We start from the raw sequence: 17,115 nt of genomic DNA, 5'->3' as shown, positions 1-17,115 counted from the left end.
TGACGTGGTGTTCCGCGCCGAGGTAGAAGGACTTCGTCGTGGTTGTTGGTGCTGACGGCTGATCCGCGGGTCAGTGAGGTTAGAGCCCTTGGTGGAGGGTGGCGTACTCGTCGCGGGCCTGTTGGACAGCGTCGGGGTAGCGCTGGGCCTTCTCGTGTTCTGCGAGGGCGCGGTAGATGCTGGCGAGGGACGGGTTGTGGCCCTTGCGCTTGCCGGTGGGGATGATCAGGTCCTTGCGGATCTTTTCGACGGGTTCGCCGGCTGCGCGGCGCCGCAGCACGGTGTGGATCATGTCGTCGGTGATGACGGTGGGACGGCCGCCGTGGTTGCCCTTGCGGGCTGCGGCGTCCAGTCCTTCCAGCGTGGCCTCACGAATTGCGTCCCGTTCGGTTTCGGCCATGGCTGCGAAGAACGCGAACAGCATCCGGCCGGGCCCGGCCGGATCGTAGATCCCGGCGAGCGGCCCGGCGAGCATCTCCAGGACCAGGCCGTGTGCGGTGAGGTGGTCGGCCAGGGCAATGAGCTCGCTGGCGTCGCGGCCGAGCCGCTTTATCTCGTACACGGTGAGGACGACGCGGCAGTGTGGGGCATGGGCCTTGATCTGCCGGGCGGCGGCCAGGGCCTTTTCGAACTCGGGCCGGACTTTGAGGCGGGTGGAGACCTTCTCGCTGAAGATCTTGTTGCGGTCGATGCCGTGCGCTTCCAAGGCGTCCAGCTGGGACTGGAGTTCCTGGGTGAGAGAGGAGCAGCGGGCGTAGCCGATGCGGATGTCAGCCGCGGGTCGGTCGGGGTCGACAGGGGCGGGCGGCGGGGTGCCGGACCGCCACGGCTGGCCGGGTCTGCGGTCGGCGGGGGTCTGGACGCGCAGTCGCTTGGCCAGCCGGGGCACCTTGGTAAAGCGGCCGGTGTGATAGGTCCCGGCGACGGCGCCGGACCGTGACCATTTCTCAGAACCACGTGGCTCGAGGACTCGAGTGAGAAAGAGTTATGAGAAGGATTCGAGGCTGTCGGCCATCCCATGTGTCGGTTCCTGAAGTCCTCTGCACTGATTCCCGAGGTCGTCTTCAAACTGACTGATCTGAACGCGCCTTGCTCATCCGAGCTTCGCGGTACGCCGTCGCCGCGCCGACGCCCTCCGCGACGCCCCCCAGACGGAGCCGACGACCCCGCCCGCCCCAGCCCCCGCGCCCACTTGATTTTCAGGACGCGGGTTTCCGGGAGCCCTGGTCGCTTTGGTGTCCTGTCGGTTCCTGTAGGGCGATCGCCGCGTCGTTGTCGGAGACGTCGCCCGCAGTAATCCGTTTGTGTATCACCACAGCCCGCTGTCAGTATGAGGGCCCATGCGTCACCCTCTTGACACGCTGGACTGGCCGATTTCCACCGAGCGGCTGCTGTTGCGCCGGGCTGCCCCCGACGACCTGGACGCGACCTGGGCCTTCCGGCAGCTGCCGGAGACTCACGAATGGGTCGCGGCCGCCACAGAGACCTACGACGACTACCGTGAGCGTTTCCTCCGCGAGGAGCGGCTCGTAGACCTGCTCATCGTCGAACTGGACGGCCGGGTGATCGGCGACCTGACACTGAAGGTCCAGGACGGTTGGGCCCAGGAAGAGGTCGCTGACCAGGCGAAAAGCGTCCAAGGAGAGCTCGGGTGGACGCTCGATCCCTCCTACGGCGGCAAGGGCTACGCCACCGAAGCGGTACGCGCCCTCATCGACATCTCCTTCAAGAGTCTTGGCCTGCGCCGCTTGCACGCGGACTGCTTCTACGACAACGAATCCTCGTGGCGGCTGATGGAGCGGGTCGGGATGCGCCGCGAACAGCACACGGTGAGAGACTCACTCCACCGCACCAAGGGATGGCTCGACGGTCTCTCATACGCGCTCCTGGCCGAGGAATGGTCCGCTCACGAGTGATTACGGCGGAGACGCTTGGGAGCCCTCGCCGGGACGAAGATCACGCTGTCACTCATACACGCGGCCGCTCTCCTGCCGGCGCTGCGGCTGGAACCCAAGGACGCCACCGCGCCGGCACGGCTCAGTGCGTGGGGTGAAGCGCGGTGAAGGACATCCGGCCCGCCCGTCGTCGTTGGCGTCCGGGGGGTGAGCCAACGCTATGCGCGGGCACTGACAATCTGCGGGCGCCGGCGGGCCGTCTCAGAAACGCTCGTTTGTGAGAGCTGTTTGCGTCACCCGATCAACCTGCGCGCCTCCTCATGATCTCGCGGTGGTGCTGATCGGGCAGCCGATTCCCATCGATATGGCTGTCATTCGGCAGGGCAGGTGGTACCCGGCTTGGGCAGCCTAAGGTCGGTCAGGTACGTGGTGGCGTGCTGGATAGGGCACTTCTTGCCCGACAGGTACATGACATGGCCGGGCCCGTCGTAGCCGACGGTCACTGATCCCGGGATCATCCTGGTGAAGCTCTCGGTCCATGCGTAGTCGCCCCACGTGCTGCCGACTCCCAGGAATGGCGGCAGGCCGCGAGTCGGCAGCGGGCGGGATGGGTTGGCGACCGGTAGCGGCCAACCGGTGCATCCGAGCGCGTCGAATGAGGCTCCCCCGAAGTTGGGCGAGATCTTCTGCGCCTGACGGCGGAACTTCTGCAGCTGCGCGTAGCTGGTGTAGCCACGGTCATCTGCGCACGTCATCGCCAGCGCTCCGGGCGCGGCCCAGATCCGCGCGTTGCCGAGAGCGAAATCGGCGAAACCGGACCCGTCCCCGCCCCGGGCCTTGTCGACCGCCGCAGCGAAGGCCAGCCACCGCGAGTTGTTCGGTCCGGGGTCGCCGATGAAGCCGAAACTCCTCAGATGCCATCCGGTCAGCTCGCCCTTGCCGAACTCGGACGACGTGACCGGGATCGGCCTGCGATCGGCGTCTCGAATGAGCCTGCGCCAGACCGCCCCGGCGTCCTGTCCGTGCAACGCGCAGGCGGGAGTGTCCGCACACCATGTGGTGAATCGGGTGAAGACCCGTTCCAGGACGGGCAGAGTCCGCAGCGTCTGGTCGGGCCAACCGTCGACCTGGTTGATCGTCCCGTCGAGATACATGGCGCGGATGCGCTGCGGGAACAGCCGGGCATAAGCGCCGGCGGCCACTCCTCCGTAGGAGTTGGCCATGAAGCTCAGCCGCTCCTCGCCCAGAGCCTCGCGAACCGCTTCCATGTCCCTGGCCACCGACAGAGAGTCCATGTGGGCGAACAGACCGGTCTTGTCCGCGCTCTGGCAGGCTTTGAAGGCCTTGGTCATCGCTGCGGCCAAGGCCTTGTACTGCTTCTGGCCCTGTGGCTGGAACAGTGACGTTCCAGGCTGTATGCAAGATGGGGGCATCTGATCACGCCACACGGTGGTGCGCGGCTTGTAGGCGACGAGGTCGAACCTGCGCCGCAGTCCGGTGAGGTCGGTCGCAGCGCGCTTCACGTCGTCAATCCCGTTCGCCCCGGGACCGCCGGGAACCCCCAGCACGCTGCCGATCCGGTGCCCAGACTCGGTGGCGGGCAGCCGGGCCAGGTCCAGTTTGACCTTCGACCCGTCCGGCTTGGCCCAGTCCACCGGCACCTCGATCGCAGCGCACTGCATGCCCGCCGGTATGCCCTGGCCGGCGCAGTCCCGCCAGGTCGGCTGCGCATCCCGAGCGGCGGAGGCCTCCGGGGTCATTCCCGCCAGCGCCGCCACCGTTAAACCGATGACCAGCCCTCTGGTCCTGCCGCGCCTACGCCGCTGCTTGGTTGTCGTCATGGTGATCACTCTGGTGACACCGACCGGATGGCCACCACCGGGACGTCCTCCGTGTTGGCTTCGGGATGTCCCCCACGGGCTGTCCGGCTGTTCTCGCGCGAGCGTGTCCGTCAGGCTGGACGGCGTGCGGCGTCTGGCGAGGAGGAGCGTGGACAGGCAAGCAGAGAGGTGGCGTGTGCTGATCACTACTCCGGTGCGGGAGCGGTCGCAGCGTGAGCTCGCTTACGCGCTGATGTTGCCGTTCATGGTGGGAGCCGGCCTGGTCCATCTCGTTCTCGTGCTGCTGAGCGTCATACTGACGGCGAATCTCGTCGGAGTGCCGATGCTGGCCCTGAGCGTGATGGCGGCCAGAGGGCTCGGCACGGCCAATCGACGGCTGGCACGAGCGTGGGCCGGGGTGCGGGTGCCCGATCCCGGCCCGTTCCGTGCCGGTCCGGGCCTGCTGAACCGGCTCGGCGCGGCGCTCGGTGACGTGACGGGATGGCGCGCCGTCATCCATAGCCTGCTCCGGCTGCCGGCGGCCGGGGTCGCCTGTGCGGCCGCCGCCGGGTTGTGGGGAGGCGGCCTGCTCCTGCTCGGCTGCCCCCTGTGGGGGCAGTTCTCCGCCCTGGCGCACCTGTCTCCCCCCGGCTGGCCGGTTGCGGCGCTGGTGAGCGCCGCCGGACTGGCGCTGCTGCTCCTCGCCCCGTGGGGCGTCCACCTCGCCCTGGCCCCCGAGCGCATGCTCGCCCGTACGCTGCTCGGGCCCGCGCCGGGCGACACCCGGATCCGCCGGCTGGAGCAGGCACGGGCGCTGGCCGCAAACGACGCGATCGCCAGGCTCCGCCGGATCGAGCGAGACCTGCACGACGGGACGGCGGCACGGCTGGTGACGCTGGCCATGAGCCTGGGCATGGCCCAGGACGAGCTCGAGCAGGCCGACCAGCCCGAACGGCTCCAGCGCGCCCGCGTCCTCGTCGACAGCGCGCACCGCAGCGCCAAGGAGACCGTGGCCGAGCTGCGTGACCTGATCCGCGGCATCCACCCGCCGGCGCTCGACCAAGGGCTGGAGGTCGCCCTGGCCACGCTCACCGCACGGAGCCCGATCCCCGCCCGGTTCGACGCCGACCTGCCCGAGCGACCGGCTCCGGCCATCGAGGCCATCGCCTACTTCTGCACGACGGAACTGCTCGCCAACGTGGTCAAGCACAGCGGCGCCAGGCACGCCACCATCGAGGTACGGGTGCGTGATGGACTGCTGACCCTGCGGGTGCGCGACGACGGCACCGGCGGCGCGGCGATCGGCACCGGATCCGGATTACGCGGACTGGCCGCCCGGGTCCAGATGTTGGACGGCATGATCGACATTCACAGCCCGACCGGAGGACCTACGGTGATCACAGTCGAACTCCCCCTGCACATCTGAACGGAGCAGTGCATGCGCATCGTGATCGCCGAGGACGCCGTGATGCTCCGGGAGGGCCTGTGCATGCTGCTCACCTCCCGCGACCATGAGGTGGTGGCCGCCGTGGGCGATGGCGACGCGCTCCTGGCGGCCGTGGCGGAACACGGTCCCGACATCGCCGTGGTCGACGTACGCATGCCGCCTTCCCACACCGACGAGGGCCTGCGGGCCGCGATCCAGGTTCGCCGTGATCACCCAGAGGTGGGCGTGCTGGTGTTCTCCCAGTACATCGAGACGCGTTACGCGGCCCAGTTGCTCGCCGGCGGCGCCCATGGCGTGGGATACCTGCTGAAGGAGCGCGTCGCCGACGTCAAGGACTTCCTGGCCGCGCTCGACCGGATCGCGGCCGGGCAGACCGTCCTCGATCCCGAGGTTGTCACCCAGATCATGGGAGCCAGCCGACGCGCGGAGACCCTGGGCACGCTCACCCCGAGGGAACGCGAGGTGCTGGCCATGATGGCGGAGGGGCGTTCCAACAACGCCATCGCCGCCGCGCTGTTCCTGTCGTACGGTTCGGTGGAGAAGCACGTGACGCAGATCTTCACCAAGCTCGGCCTGTCTCCGTCGGACAACGACCACCGCCGGGTACTTGCCGTCCTGCACTACCTGCAGGCCTGACCATTCCATCTGCGCTCCCGCGCGTGGATGGGGATTTCAGCGTCAAAAGGCGTCCTACGGCGCCGAGGTCGCGTGAAAACTGGCCACTGTGGCCATGGCCTCAGCACGCCATCCAGCTCGGCCAGCGAGGGCGTGGTTCGGGCGGGGTGACAGCCTGATCGGATCGTGCGCTGAGCAGCGGGGTCACGGGTTGAGCAGAAAGGGCAGGCCCACGTCGTGGACTCTGGTCGGGCGCAGGGGCCGCCACCCTTCGATGAGCTTGGCGAGCTCGGCTTCGATGTCGACGGTGATGAACCCGAAGAAGTTGATGTTCTCGCGGTGGCCGGTGGTGATGAACGACAGCAGTTCGTCGGGAACTTCGCGGCCCTGGGCGCGCAGCTCCTTGATCGCCTGCTGCTCTACGGCGGCTGGCTGCCCGAACGCGGCAACGACCCTGACCACCAGCACGGTCCGCGCCACGCAATCCATCAGCTGTGGCCCAGCAATCTCGACCAGCACCGGGCCCGCTTCGCCGCCTACATGCGCCAGGTGCAGCAGGACTGGCCCGGCCACCGTGGGCCGACTTCCTGGAGCAACGCACCGGCGAGCTCAACGCCACCCAGCCACCGGCGCCCGACCTCGACCAGTTGCCGCGAATCCAAGATAACGATGGTCCTTTGGGCCGCCCATGCGCAGGTGTTTCGGACCGAAACACCTGTACACACGTTCGAGGCAACATGCTGTGAAGATCAGCCAACGTGCCACACGTGAAAGAAGAGATCATCTTTTCCTGACCTGCGAGAACTGGCCAAGAACCCAAGATCACTTGGGAGCCCCGCCAGGTGGTCGTCACCACGCGCGCCGACGACCACAACCCGCTCGTCGCGCACTTTGTGGAATCCGCGACGAACCTGCTGGTCCGGCCATCTCAGTGAGGCAAGGTCAAGGCATAAACGTACGTGTCCTCGCTCCCGAAATAGACGACGCCGTCGGCGACGGCTGGAGAGTGGACCCCGTTCTCCGCCTGATATCTCCATGCCAAGGCGCCGGTGGCCGCGACCAAGGCGTAAAGGTATCCGTCAGAACTGCCGACATAGGTGACACCGTCGGCGACCGCGGGCGAGGCGGTGATGGCGCCTCCGGTCTGATACTTCCAGCGTAGGGTGCCGTCCGCTGCGTCTACCGCGTAGACGTACCGGTCTCCGCAACCGGCGTAAACGACGCCGTCGGCGACCACGGGCGAGGAGTAGACATAGTTTCCGGTGGGGTATTTCCAGCGCAGCGTGCCGGTGGCCGCGTCCAGGGCGTAAATGTCGTTGTCACTCCCGACATAAACGGTGCCGCCGGTGATGGCAGGTCGCGAACCGACGCCGGCCCCAGTCGAGTAGCTCCAGACCAAGTCGCCGGTGGCCGCGCCCAGGGCGTATACGTTGCCGTCGTAGCTGCCCACGTAGACGATTTTCTCCGCCGCCCCTAACCCGTGGATCACGCCTTTGGTCTGATAGTCCCAGCGCAGCGCGCCGGTGGCGGCGTTCAGCGCGTAAACGGTGCCATGGTTGTTGCCGGCATAAACGGTGCCGCCGACGACCGACGCCCGCGCGGCGACCAGGTCCCCCGTCTGATACCGCCAGCGCAGGGCGCCGTTGGCCGCGTTCAGAGCGTAGATGTTCTTGTCGTCGCTGCCGACGTAGACACTGCCGTCGGCGACCACGGGCGGCGGGTAGACGTTGGCGCCGGTCTGGTACTTCCAGCGCTGTGCACCGGTGGCCGCGTTGAGAGCGTAGAGATGGTAGTCGCCGCTCCCGATGTAGACGGTGCCATCGACGACCGCGGGAAGAGAACCGACACCGCCCGCCGTCTTGAACCGCCAGCGGAGCGAGCCAGGTCGCGGCGGGCGAGGTTCTGATGCGGTGAGGAGCCTGATGAGCGTTCCGCCGGCGCCCAGCACGGTGAGCGCGGCCAGGCCGCTTATCAGTACCGTACGCCGGCTCGGTCGAGTGCGATTGTCTGAAGGGTCGGACGGACCTACAGTGACTTTCCCGGGCGGCTCCATGGAAAGCCTGTGGTGGAGCTCATCCGCTGGTGACAGCCGGTAGGCGCGGTTGCGAGCGAAGACGAATCGGGCCGCCCGATCGGTGGCCCGGCTGGTCGGCGCGGGCTTGCCGTCTCTAGCCAGCGCTTCTACGACCTCGTGGAAAATCGGTTCCAGCCGCAGTCCCGGCCCTTCGCCAGCGATTCCGGTTTCGATGACGTCGGCGAAATACTTGGTGAAGTAGGTCTGAGGCGTGGGAACGGCGGGGTCGGTCTCGTACCAGGCGAGGGCGAATTCGCCCGCCGCCGCCAGAGTGTAGGCGCCTGTCCCTCGGGTCCGGTCGGAGACGTCATTGGCGGAAAGAGCGGGCTGTGCTGCCAGACCCGCATAGCAGCAGTCCAGAATGACGATTTTGACTTTGGCGCGGCTGTTGGTGAGTGCGTATCGGACGGTGTCGAACGCAAGGCTGGTGTAGCGGCGCCGCTCAGCGGCGGTACGTGACTTCACCAAGCCCAGACACAATGTGTCCTGCGGATCGACCTGGCCGTGCCCGACGTAATAGAACAATGCGACGTCCTCAACCGCGTGGAACAGCTCCACCAGTTGGTCCGGCAGCCCACCGGGCTCCGGCGGGTCGGGGAACACGGAAAGACGGTCGGCCGGCCAGCCGCACAGCTCGCCGGTGAGCAGCGATTCCATCCGGGCGAGGCTGTGCAGCGCGGCCGGCACCGGCGGTAGGTGGCGATAACTTCCGGTGCCGATCAGGACGGCCCGCGACCGCGCCAGGTCCAGGCCCGCATCAGGCATCCAGCATCTTCTCGATGAACGACGGCAACTCGTTGAGGTTTTCGGCGTGGAGCGTGTACTCCTTGCCCTGGTCGGTCTTCACGGTGACCGTCACATTCGAGCGCCGGGATCTGATGAACTCCGGCAGAGTCCGGATCGCCACGGCAAGTACTCCGCTGCTGCCTGCGAGCACGGCCAGGACATCTGCGGCACCCTGTTCGCCTGCACCGGGAGGCACCGCGGTCTGCTCGACCCGCACCCCCGGGACCCGCTCCAGCCAAGCCCGTAGCGATCGCTGCTCTGAGGGGTCGGAGACGTCGATTTCGACCTGATACTTCTCCTGCGGATCTGCCATGCCAGGCACCGCCATCCTTTGCGTGGACGGGCCCCCGATGCTCAGCATGAAATCATTCCAGGAAGCAGTCCTCACGTGAAGCAATCTGACGATGTGGCTTCGATGGCGATGCTGCTCCTTCGGGCCGTGTGGCGCGATTCTTACCAGCGGGCCTGGTAGACGCCGCGCCAACCTGCGCCCGCGAAGTAGGCGCGCACGTCCTCGGTCAGGATCCACCGATCGCATGGCTGGCGCGGCCGGGAGTTCGTCTCCCTCGATCACATGCAGGCCGAAGCCGTCCGCTGGTGCACCCAGGTGGCCGGGCGACGGCAGTGCCGCCCGCTGGGCGGTGCCGCGCCGCTGTCGGTGTTCGAGGCCGTCGAGGCGCCCGCGTTGCTGCCGCTGCCGCAGACGCCGTTCGTGCTGGCCCGCTGGAGCACCGCGGTCGTCGGCCTCGACATCCATATCAAGGTCGGCCGCACCCTGTATTCGGTGCCGTGGAAACTGATCGGGCGGCGGGTCGACGTGCGCTGCACCGCGACCATGGTGCAGATCTTCTCCGACGGGACCTTGGTCAAGACGCACGCCGCTCTGGAACAGGGCAAACGCACCGACCATAACGACTACCCGCCGGAAAAGATCGCTTTCCAGATGCGCACTCCGGTCTGGTGCCGCACCCAGGCCGACCAGATCGGCCAACCTTGCCGCCAGGTGGTCGACCACCTGCTGGAAGTCAACGCCCTCTATCGACTGCGCGCCGCCCAGGGCGTGGTGGGCTTGGCCGCCAAGTACGGCGAGACCAGGCTGGAGGCCGCCTGCGCCAAGGCGCTGTCGGTCGGTGACCCCGCCTACCGCACCGTCAAGGGCATCCTGATCGCCGGCACCGAAACCGATCCTGAGCCCGAGACCAGCGGCGATGCCGGAGCCGGCGGCTTCTTGCACGGTCCTGCTCGGCTGTTCGCGGCCGCGACGACGGAGGGAATGACGGACGACCTCCACGATCACCATGCACCCGAGGGGCACCTTGATGGCCACCTGCCCGCCGGCGACCAGCACGAGGAGACCAACCGATGAGCGTGCTGGACACCGGCCTGCGCGAGGCTCTGCGCACCCTGAAGCTCTCCGGGATGCTGGAGACGCTGGACGCCCGCCTGGCGCAAGCTCACGGCGGTGAGCTCGGCCATCTGGAGTTCCTGCAGGTCCTGCCACGACGAGATCACCCGCCGTGAGACCGTCGCTTTCCACCGGCGGCTGACCCGCGCCAAGTTCGAGCAGCAGACCACGCTGGAGGAGTTCGACTTCGCCGCCAGCCCCAAGCTGCCCGCGGCCCAGATCCGCGACCTGGCCGCGTTGCGCTGGCTGCACGCCGGCGAGTCGGTCATCTTGTTCGGGCCCGTCGGGGTCGGCAAAACCCACATCGCTCAGGCCCTCGGCCACCTGGCCATCCGCCAGGGCGCAGGCGTCCGCTTCGCCAAGACCAGCCGCATCCTGGCCGACCTGGCCGGCGGCCACGCCGACCGCACCTGGGACAAGCGCCTGGCCGAACTCATCCGCCCCGACGTTCTCATCCTGGACGACTTCGCCATGCGCCAGCTGACCGCCACGCAAGCTGACGACCTCTATGAGCTGGTCAGCGAACGCCGCGGCCGCTCGCTGATCATCACCAGCAACCGCGCTCCCAGCGACTGGTATCCCCTCTTCCCCAACCCCGTCGTCGCCGAGCCGCTGCTGGACCGACCGACTGATCAACACCAGCCACCAAGTCATCATGAACGGACCCAGCTACCGGCCGAACAAGCGCCCCAAAACCAGCACTAGCAAGACAGAGACCCGCTCGATCAACTAGAACAGAACACGGCCAGACCCTGGGGAATTACGCAAGGCCAGGGGTGGGGAATATCGAGATCGTTCACAAGGAGGCCTGCGGCGCCGATCGCCCCCTGTCCGTACGGCGTTCAGCCACCGCCGGCGATCGTCACGGCCTTCCGTTCCCAGGGGTTGATCCGAGCAGGAAACGTTTCGGTTCGAAACGTTTCCTGGACGAGCGTGCGAGGCGAGAACGCGTGATCTCCCGCCTGTTAGGCCCAGCCGTTGTCGCACGACAACGCCTCCAGGTGTTTCGACCGAAACACCTGGACACACGTTGGAGGTGCAACACGCCTTTTGTGCCTTACTGATCAACAATGCGCTGACCTGCAGAGATATCCAAATACCCAAGATAATCGCGGCGGCCACGGCCCCGCGCGGTGCACGCCCGGGTCAGGACTCGCAGGTGACCTCGACCTCGGCGGTGCAGCTGTCGGTGCCGGCACCGCCGGTGGCGCGGTCGGAGCCGAGGCCGCCGAGCAGCGTGTCGTTGCCGCCGTTGCCCGTCAGGGTGTCGTTGCCGCTGCCGGCGTTGACCAGGTCCTGGCCGGAGCCGCCCCGGAAGATGTCGCCGCCCGAGCTGAGGAAGACCAGCGACGGCAGCGAGGTGTTGTTGATGAGTAGGTCGGTGCCAGAGCTGAGGTTCGCGGTCATGTCGGTGACGCTGGACGCCGCGCAGTCCACGGTGTTGGCGTTGACCTGGACGCAGGAGCCGCCCGCCGAGAGCGTGGTGAGGGTGTTGGAGACCCGGAAGTTCGAGCCGGACACGCTCACCGTGATGGCGTTATTCGTGGTCGTCGAGGTGATGGCCAGGCGCCCATTGCTGTTGCTGACGGTGCCGGCGGCGTGCGCAGGGCCGGTGAAGGCGAGCAGCGGCACGGCCATCGCCGTTCCGACGAGGAGCGCGCGCAGCCCGGCGGTTCGCGTTGCGCCGATGCGGTTCCGCATGGGGATCCCCCTGTGATCGGTGGTGTCTGTGGGCGGCCTCTTCGCGGCGTCGCCCGTGCCCACCGATTGAAGCGCGGAGGTCCCTGGGGTTCCGTGGCCAAATACACGGTCGGGAAGTGCTGTCGGGAACTGCCGGGCGGCTCACGCCCAGCCTTCCTGAACCGGACCACCGGGCCGATTCAGGCCAGCAGCCCTCGCCACAAGAGGGCGGGGCTGCTGCGTCTGGCCCGCGATGAGAGCGCAGAACGGGCCTTTGGTGTGATCGCCCCGCCGATCAAGCTTGAACAGCAGGAAGTCAGCCCGAACGCTGACCGGCGCGAGCCGGGCAAGCTCATGCTCGCTTCGTGACCTGCGCGCGTACCCACAGGTAGCCGAGCAACGAGAGCCCGGCGCACCCGGCGATCGCCATGATGACCAGGCCCGCCGACGACGGGCCGGACAACAGGCCGCGCAGGGTCTCGATGAGCGGGGTGAACGACAGGTGCCGAGCCAATGGCCGCACCCCCGACCCCTGCTTGCCGGCCGGCACGAGCCCGATGGTGATCCCGATGGCCACGAGGCTCGCGAGCATGACGTCGTAGCGGGCCAGCGGGCCCCGCATGGTGTGGCGGAAGTCGATGCCGTCCAGGACGATCTTGTCCGCGTACGCCTGACGCGGCGTCGCGGCCGCAATCACTGAACTGTTCATGGTCGTTACTGTCGTAGACCGCTCTGATGCCCGGCCGATGTCGCGCTGACACGGCCGCTGACCCGGCCGGTCCCGGCGCAGGCATGGGCCTCGCCCTCGGAGCACATTCCTGCAACGCCAGCCAACATGCCTTACGTGCCTGACAAGATCATAACGCTCTGACCTGCAGGAAGAGGCCAGCGTAAACCGACAGCCCACACCAATGCGCCAACCCCTACAGAAGCTGTCGCACACCCACATGAACACCGCGCTCGCACGACAGTGCACGACACTCAATTCACCCCAACAGAAGCTCAAGTACCGCAGCACGACGGAGGCCGTCATCGGCGGCGTGACCGGTGACCTGTCCCGGCCCCACGAACTCTTGCTGGGCCGCTACGACACCACCGGCCGTCTCTGCGTGATCGGCCGGACCACCCGGTTGAGCGTCGAGGCGGCGGCCGAGATCGCCGGGCTGGTGACTCCAGCCGGGCCGGATCATCCCTGGCCACCGCGATTGCCACCGGCGTGGGCCGGCGGAGTCTACGGACGCCCGGAGCCCATCAGCTACATCCAGGTCGAGCCGGACGTGGTGGTGGAGGTCCTGGCCGACGTCGCCACCGAACACGGTCGCTACCGCCACCCGTTGCGCTTCCTGCGCTCTCGCGCCGACCTGGGCCCGGCGCAGGTGGCCATGCTGGACGACGTCGAGCCGGCAATGCCACCTCCGCGGTCTCAGCCCGTCTACGCGGACATGAGCGACGATCGCGCCATAGCCGGATCTTTATTTCAACAATCGGTCTGTGGATGGGGGTGCCATGACGGAGACGGGGGTAGTTCCGGCACAGGCCGAGGAAGTGCCGCAAGGACTCTCGGCAGGCGTGCTCAGACCGCTGTTTCGGGGGGGACAAGCGGTGTGCGGCGCCAGACGCGGGGCCGGACAGCCGTAGACACCCTGTCCGGCCCCTACCGGCCGGCCCGTTCCAACCTCCGGCAACCACGTCCGGGTCAGCTCTGCTTGCCCATGGCCTGGCGGATGACGTCGCGCACCCGGTCCATCATCGCGATGGGGGTTCCCATGAGCAGGTTCTTGGTCGCCGATTCGGTGCCGGGGTGCGGGTGGGTGGGAGCCATCGCCTCCGCGGCCTTGACGCCGAGGGCCATGCTCCGGCGCTCGGCCTCGGTGGTGTGGCCGCGCAGTTGGGTGAACTCGTAGCGTTCCTCGCTGCGGGCGTGGGCTTCGACGGCGGCACGCAGTACGGCGAGCTTCTCGGCGAAGTCCGGGGCATTGGGCCCGGCCTGGTCCATCTGCTGCAGGAGCTCCTTGGCGTGGTTCTCCTCGGCCAGGCGGTCGTCGACGACGGCGTCACCGCCGTCGATCTTGAGGCGGGCGTAAGGGTGGACGATCTCTTCCTCGGCCGTCTCGTGCACGGCCAGCAGCCGCACCAGCCGGGTGAACGCCTCGCCCCGCTGGTCCGGCGTGGCCTGCTCGACCTCGTCGAACAGGTCCCTGATCATCGCGTGCTGAGCAAGAAGCAGGTCGATGACGTCGCTCTCGCCCATCGTCTCGGGCATCGTCCTCTGGGTGGTCATGATCGGTCTCCTCTCGGACACCGCCGGTGCCTACCCGGCAGAGGAGGCCGCACGAGTGGGGACGCCAACGGCAGCCGAGGTCCTTGCCAAAGCTATGGCCGCCGCCGAGAGCGTGCAGGTGTTGGGCCGGGAAGCCTCGGGTAGAGCGGGCGGTCACGCCTGCTACACCGGCACAGTCTCAGCGACAAGGAGCACGAGGCAGATGACCTTCAACCCGTTGCGGGAGCGGGGTATCCCGCTGGACAAGCAGTTGCGGAACTGGCGCGAGCTGAACGTGACTCCGATCGACCCCGACCACGCCGATCCGTACACCCGATGCCGGATCATCACGATGAACGGGATCGAGACCGAGGCGATCTTCTTCAGCCACCAGCTCGCCCGCCACTGCCCCGACCTCGAGCTCAAACAGCAGCTGGCACGGGTGCGCTACATCGAGGCGCAGCAGCAAAAAGCGGTCAACTGGCTGCTGCCCGGCCTGGCCTCGGTCCTGGAGACCACCCTGGCCTACGAGCAGGTCGCCGTGGACCTGACCGCCTGGGTCGCCCGGATGGAGCCAGACAAATACCTGAAGCAGGCCTACCAGTTCGGCGTCCTGGAAGACTTCGACCACCTCTACCGGTACGCGAACCTGTACGAGATGATCGAACACCGCAAGGCCGAGAAGATCGTCGACGCGCTCACCGAGGTCATGCCCGGCCGCCCCACCTACCTGCACCACCGCGACCCGGTGGACAACGTGCGCGAGCCCTACGACCGCACCAACACCGCCCCCATCAGCAAGCTGCACGCGCTCACCATCATGGCCGCCGAGCAGCAGACCATGAACTTCTACATGAACGTCGGCCCCATGTACATGGAGCCGATCGCCCGCCAGCTGTATCAGGAGATCGGCCTCATCGAGGAGGAACACGTCACCCACTACGAGTCGCTCGTCGATCCGGGCGAGAACTGGTGGGAGATGCTGCTCAACCACGAATACAACGAGTGCTACCTGTACCACTCCTTCATGCAGACCGAGTCCGACCCCAAGGTGAAGAACATCTGGGAGCTGCACCTGAACATGGAGCTGGAGCACCTGCGGCTGGCCGCCGAGCTGTTCAAGAAGCACGACGGCCGCGACCCGGAGCAAGTGTGCGCCCCCGAGCTGCCCGCCCCGGTCACCTTCGAGCCGAACAAGGCCTACCTGCGCGAGCTGATCGCCACCCAGATCGACTACACCACCCTGGGGACCGGCTACGTCCAGGAGGCCCACGAGCGCTTCGAGAAGATGCAGGACGCGCTCATGGGCGGCGACAAGGCGCCGTCCGAGCTGGTCATCGAGGACAACCGGGCCAAGTCCGGCCAGGAGTACCGCCTGCAGACCGAAGGCGAGCACCCCGTCCGCAGCCTCGCCTTCCACCGCTGAGGAGGCTTCAGCATGGGTCACCACCACACCCCCTGCACGCCTGGTCCGGCGCGGCAGCTCTTCGAGATCACCGCCCTGGACACGGCGGACGAGCGGTGGCACACCATCGGGTGGGGGATCGACCAGGCGCAGGCCGAGACCGTCGCGCAGGACTGCGTCACCCGCCCGGTCTCCCCCTACCGGGCGGCCCGCATCCGCCACGACGGCCGCCTCATCGCCGAGCACCACCGCCTCGCCCTATGAAGGCGCCGCCGCCCCCGCGCGTGGCGGTGCCGGTGATGTACCACCGTTGGGCGCACATGACGTTCCTGCACTGGCGATACCCTGCCCAGGCGGTGCGGGAGCTGGTGCCGCACGCGCTCACGGTCGAGACCTTCGACGGGTCGGCATGTGTGACACCGTTCCTCCTGACAGATGTGCCATCCGCCGCGCCGCGGCGGCCCTTATCCGCCCGCCCTCTGCCGCCCCTTCGGGGGTCAGGTGATCGTCTGAGGATGTAGGGTCGCCGGCCTGACCGTACTGGCCGGCGCGCGTCAGCGGCGGCGAACAGGCGTGGACAGTGATCGTCGGCCCGGCTCCGGGCTCACGACGCATGCGGTGGATGAACGTCTCATCGAAACAGAACCTGCGCCCCTGCGACGACCCCGAGCCGGACGAGCCCGCTTCGCCAGAGCGCCTCGTCGCCGGCCACCTCCTGGAGTTCTGCTGGTGGAGCAAGCGATCGGGAGAGGAGAAGGGGAGATCATCGCTCATGGCGGGCACGTTTGACCGGCCCTGAACCCGTTGAACGAAGCCGCGGACGCTCTCAAGACTGTTCAGGGGCAGGTATCCATGTGCGGGCGTGCACCGTTCTTGGGAGGACAGCCCAGGCAGCTGAGGCGAATGGTCTCTGGCTCGAGGGGTAGCTGCCGGTTCATGGCTACCGACGTCATCGCCCTGATCGCCAAGGACCACCGAGTCGTGGAGGGCCTCTTCGAGCGGCTCAAGAACAAGGAGGGAGACCAGCAGGCCACCTTGGCCGAGCTGCACGCCCTCCTGATCGCGCACTCGCGGGCGGAGGAAGACAGGGTCTATCCCGATATCGACGCCCACCACAGCCTTGAGGAGCACAAGGAGGTCGAGATCCTCCTCGATACGCTCATGCGTGCCGAGCCGGGGACGAGGGCATTCGACCGCACGCTCGACAAGCTGATCAAGTCGGTCAATCGCCACGTGCAGGAGGAGGAGAGCAGGATCCTCCCCAACATGGCGAAGTCCGTCAGTAGAAAGAGGCTTGAGGACCTCGGCAAGGAGTTCAAGAAGCGCAGGGCGGAGGAACTGGACGCGCTCAGCGCCCAAGGCCGCTCCACCAACGGCCCCTCCAAGGACGAGCTGTACGAGCAAGCGAAGAAGGCCGACATTCCCGGACGGTCCCATATGAGCAAGGAAGAGTTGGCCGACGCCCTACGGCACGCCAAGTCCTCCTGACCTCAAGCCAGGAAAAGTGGAGCAGTCAGACGTCAAGATCTCCAGAACGCGCGTGCTGGCCTCAGGTACTTCACGACTGCCACGATCAGCACGCTCGTGTCCGGGGTGATCACCGACGACGCCCTGCCCGTGAGCCTGTCAAGAACGTCCTCGGCCCGTGAGAAGGTCTCGGATGCGGTCCACCAGCCCTGCCCCCGGTGCCAGCAGCTTGTTGGCGGGCGGGGTGTCCGGCGCGGACGG

20 protein-coding genes are annotated in these 17,115 nt (G+C 67.4%); 12 read left to right on the top strand and 8 right to left on the bottom strand.

The genetic code is table 11. The features are described 5' to 3' along the window. Positions 1-79: 79 nt before the first annotated feature. Complete coding sequence (locus ACIBI9_RS64200; protein ID WP_397238364.1) at positions 80-889, bottom strand: recombinase family protein; 810 nt, start codon at positions 887-889, stop codon at positions 80-82. Positions 890-1,340: 451 nt separating this feature from the next. On the opposite strand from ACIBI9_RS64200, the gene ACIBI9_RS64195 reads away from it, so the two are divergent. Beyond that, positions 1,341-1,916, top strand: coding sequence for a GNAT family N-acetyltransferase (locus ACIBI9_RS64195; protein ID WP_397238362.1), 576 nt, complete (start codon positions 1,341-1,343; stop codon positions 1,914-1,916). Between the two features lie 350 nt (positions 1,917-2,266). On the opposite strand, the gene ACIBI9_RS64190 is transcribed toward ACIBI9_RS64195, so the two are convergent. Further along, entirely contained in the window at positions 2,267-3,736 is a 1,470-nt protein-coding gene (locus tag ACIBI9_RS64190; RefSeq protein ID WP_397238360.1) for an alpha/beta fold hydrolase, read from the bottom strand. A gap of 175 nt (positions 3,737-3,911) precedes the next feature. On the opposite strand from ACIBI9_RS64190, the gene ACIBI9_RS64185 reads away from it, so the two are divergent. Both ACIBI9_RS64185 and ACIBI9_RS64180 read left to right on the top strand, forming a co-directional pair. Beyond that, entirely contained in the window at positions 3,912-5,141 is a 1,230-nt protein-coding gene (locus ACIBI9_RS64185) for a sensor domain-containing protein (protein WP_397238357.1), read from the top strand. 12 nt (positions 5,142-5,153) lie between these two features. Further along, positions 5,154-5,798 (top strand): LuxR C-terminal-related transcriptional regulator, encoded by a 645-nt coding sequence (locus ACIBI9_RS64180; protein WP_397238355.1) that lies wholly within the window; start codon positions 5,154-5,156, stop codon positions 5,796-5,798. A 183-nt stretch (positions 5,799-5,981) separates the two neighbouring features. On the opposite strand, the gene ACIBI9_RS64175 is transcribed toward ACIBI9_RS64180, so the two are convergent. From ACIBI9_RS64175 to ACIBI9_RS64165, 3 genes are all read right to left on the bottom strand, one after another. Beyond that, entirely contained in the window at positions 5,982-6,350 is a 369-nt protein-coding gene (locus ACIBI9_RS64175) for a hypothetical protein (RefSeq protein WP_397238353.1), read from the bottom strand. 355 nt (positions 6,351-6,705) lie between these two features. Further along, positions 6,706-8,616, bottom strand: a complete 1,911-nt coding sequence (locus ACIBI9_RS64170) for a PQQ-binding-like beta-propeller repeat protein (RefSeq protein WP_397238351.1) — start codon at positions 8,614-8,616, stop codon at positions 6,706-6,708. After that, entirely contained in the window at positions 8,609-8,950 is a 342-nt protein-coding gene (locus tag ACIBI9_RS64165; protein WP_397238349.1) for a hypothetical protein, read from the bottom strand. The genes ACIBI9_RS64170 and ACIBI9_RS64165 overlap by 8 nt, the downstream gene beginning before the upstream one ends. Positions 8,951-9,211: 261 nt before the next feature. On the opposite strand from ACIBI9_RS64165, the gene ACIBI9_RS64160 reads away from it, so the two are divergent. From ACIBI9_RS64160 to ACIBI9_RS64150, 3 genes are read left to right on the top strand one after another with little or no spacing between them, the layout of a single operon-like run. Further along, the gene (locus ACIBI9_RS64160; protein ID WP_397238348.1) at positions 9,212-10,003 is read left to right on the top strand and encodes a Mu transposase domain-containing protein; all 792 of its coding nucleotides are present in this window, start codon (positions 9,212-9,214) and stop codon (positions 10,001-10,003) included. After that, complete coding sequence (locus ACIBI9_RS64155; RefSeq protein ID WP_397238346.1) at positions 10,000-10,158, top strand: hypothetical protein; 159 nt, start codon at positions 10,000-10,002, stop codon at positions 10,156-10,158. Before ACIBI9_RS64160 ends, ACIBI9_RS64155 begins: the two co-directional genes overlap by 4 nt. Beyond that, complete coding sequence (locus tag ACIBI9_RS64150) at positions 10,100-10,747, top strand: ATP-binding protein (protein ID WP_397238344.1); 648 nt, start codon at positions 10,100-10,102, stop codon at positions 10,745-10,747. The genes ACIBI9_RS64155 and ACIBI9_RS64150 overlap by 59 nt, the downstream gene beginning before the upstream one ends. Positions 10,748-11,188: 441 nt before the next feature. Here ACIBI9_RS64150 and ACIBI9_RS64145 read toward each other — a convergent pair whose 3' ends face one another. Next, entirely contained in the window at positions 11,189-11,743 is a 555-nt protein-coding gene (locus tag ACIBI9_RS64145; RefSeq protein WP_397238342.1) for a calcium-binding protein, read from the bottom strand. Between the two features lie 93 nt (positions 11,744-11,836). Between ACIBI9_RS64145 and ACIBI9_RS64140 the strand changes: the two genes are divergently transcribed. Beyond that, on the top strand, positions 11,837-12,091 hold the full coding sequence (locus tag ACIBI9_RS64140) for a hypothetical protein (RefSeq protein ID WP_397238340.1): 255 nt from the start codon (positions 11,837-11,839) through the stop codon (positions 12,089-12,091). On the opposite strand, the gene ACIBI9_RS64135 is transcribed toward ACIBI9_RS64140, so the two are convergent. Both ACIBI9_RS64135 and ACIBI9_RS64130 read right to left on the bottom strand, forming a co-directional pair. Further along, positions 12,075-12,431 carry a hypothetical protein gene (locus ACIBI9_RS64135; RefSeq protein ID WP_397238338.1) on the bottom strand — a complete coding sequence of 119 codons (357 nt, stop codon included), beginning with the start codon at positions 12,429-12,431 and terminating at the stop codon, positions 12,075-12,077. The two genes, ACIBI9_RS64140 and ACIBI9_RS64135, sit on opposite strands and share 17 nt — an antisense overlap. 987 nt (positions 12,432-13,418) lie before the next feature. Continuing rightward, positions 13,419-14,003, bottom strand: coding sequence for a hemerythrin domain-containing protein (locus tag ACIBI9_RS64130; protein WP_397238336.1), 585 nt, complete (start codon positions 14,001-14,003; stop codon positions 13,419-13,421). 202 nt (positions 14,004-14,205) lie between these two features. On the opposite strand from ACIBI9_RS64130, the gene ACIBI9_RS64125 reads away from it, so the two are divergent. The 5 genes from ACIBI9_RS64125 (at position 14,206) to ACIBI9_RS64105 (ending at position 16,875) form a co-directional block, all read left to right on the top strand. Next, the gene (locus ACIBI9_RS64125; RefSeq protein WP_397220731.1) at positions 14,206-15,408 is read left to right on the top strand and encodes a hypothetical protein; all 1,203 of its coding nucleotides are present in this window, start codon (positions 14,206-14,208) and stop codon (positions 15,406-15,408) included. A 12-nt stretch (positions 15,409-15,420) separates the two neighbouring features. Then, complete coding sequence (locus ACIBI9_RS64120; RefSeq protein WP_397238334.1) at positions 15,421-15,651, top strand: hypothetical protein; 231 nt, start codon at positions 15,421-15,423, stop codon at positions 15,649-15,651. Next, the gene (locus ACIBI9_RS64115) at positions 15,648-15,908 is read left to right on the top strand and encodes a DUF2071 domain-containing protein (protein ID WP_397238333.1); all 261 of its coding nucleotides are present in this window, start codon (positions 15,648-15,650) and stop codon (positions 15,906-15,908) included. The genes ACIBI9_RS64120 and ACIBI9_RS64115 overlap by 4 nt, the downstream gene beginning before the upstream one ends. A gap of 101 nt (positions 15,909-16,009) precedes the next feature. After that, on the top strand, positions 16,010-16,186 hold the full coding sequence (locus tag ACIBI9_RS64110) for a hypothetical protein (RefSeq protein WP_397238332.1): 177 nt from the start codon (positions 16,010-16,012) through the stop codon (positions 16,184-16,186). A 137-nt stretch (positions 16,187-16,323) separates the two neighbouring features. Then, on the top strand, positions 16,324-16,875 hold the full coding sequence (locus ACIBI9_RS64105; protein WP_397238331.1) for a hemerythrin domain-containing protein: 552 nt from the start codon (positions 16,324-16,326) through the stop codon (positions 16,873-16,875). The last annotated feature ends 240 nt before the right edge of the window (positions 16,876-17,115 follow it).

The organism is Nonomuraea sp. NPDC050451 (genome assembly GCF_044458585.1).
The sequence above is the reverse complement of the archived record's forward strand: the minus strand, read 5'-3'. Positions and strand labels throughout refer to the sequence as shown.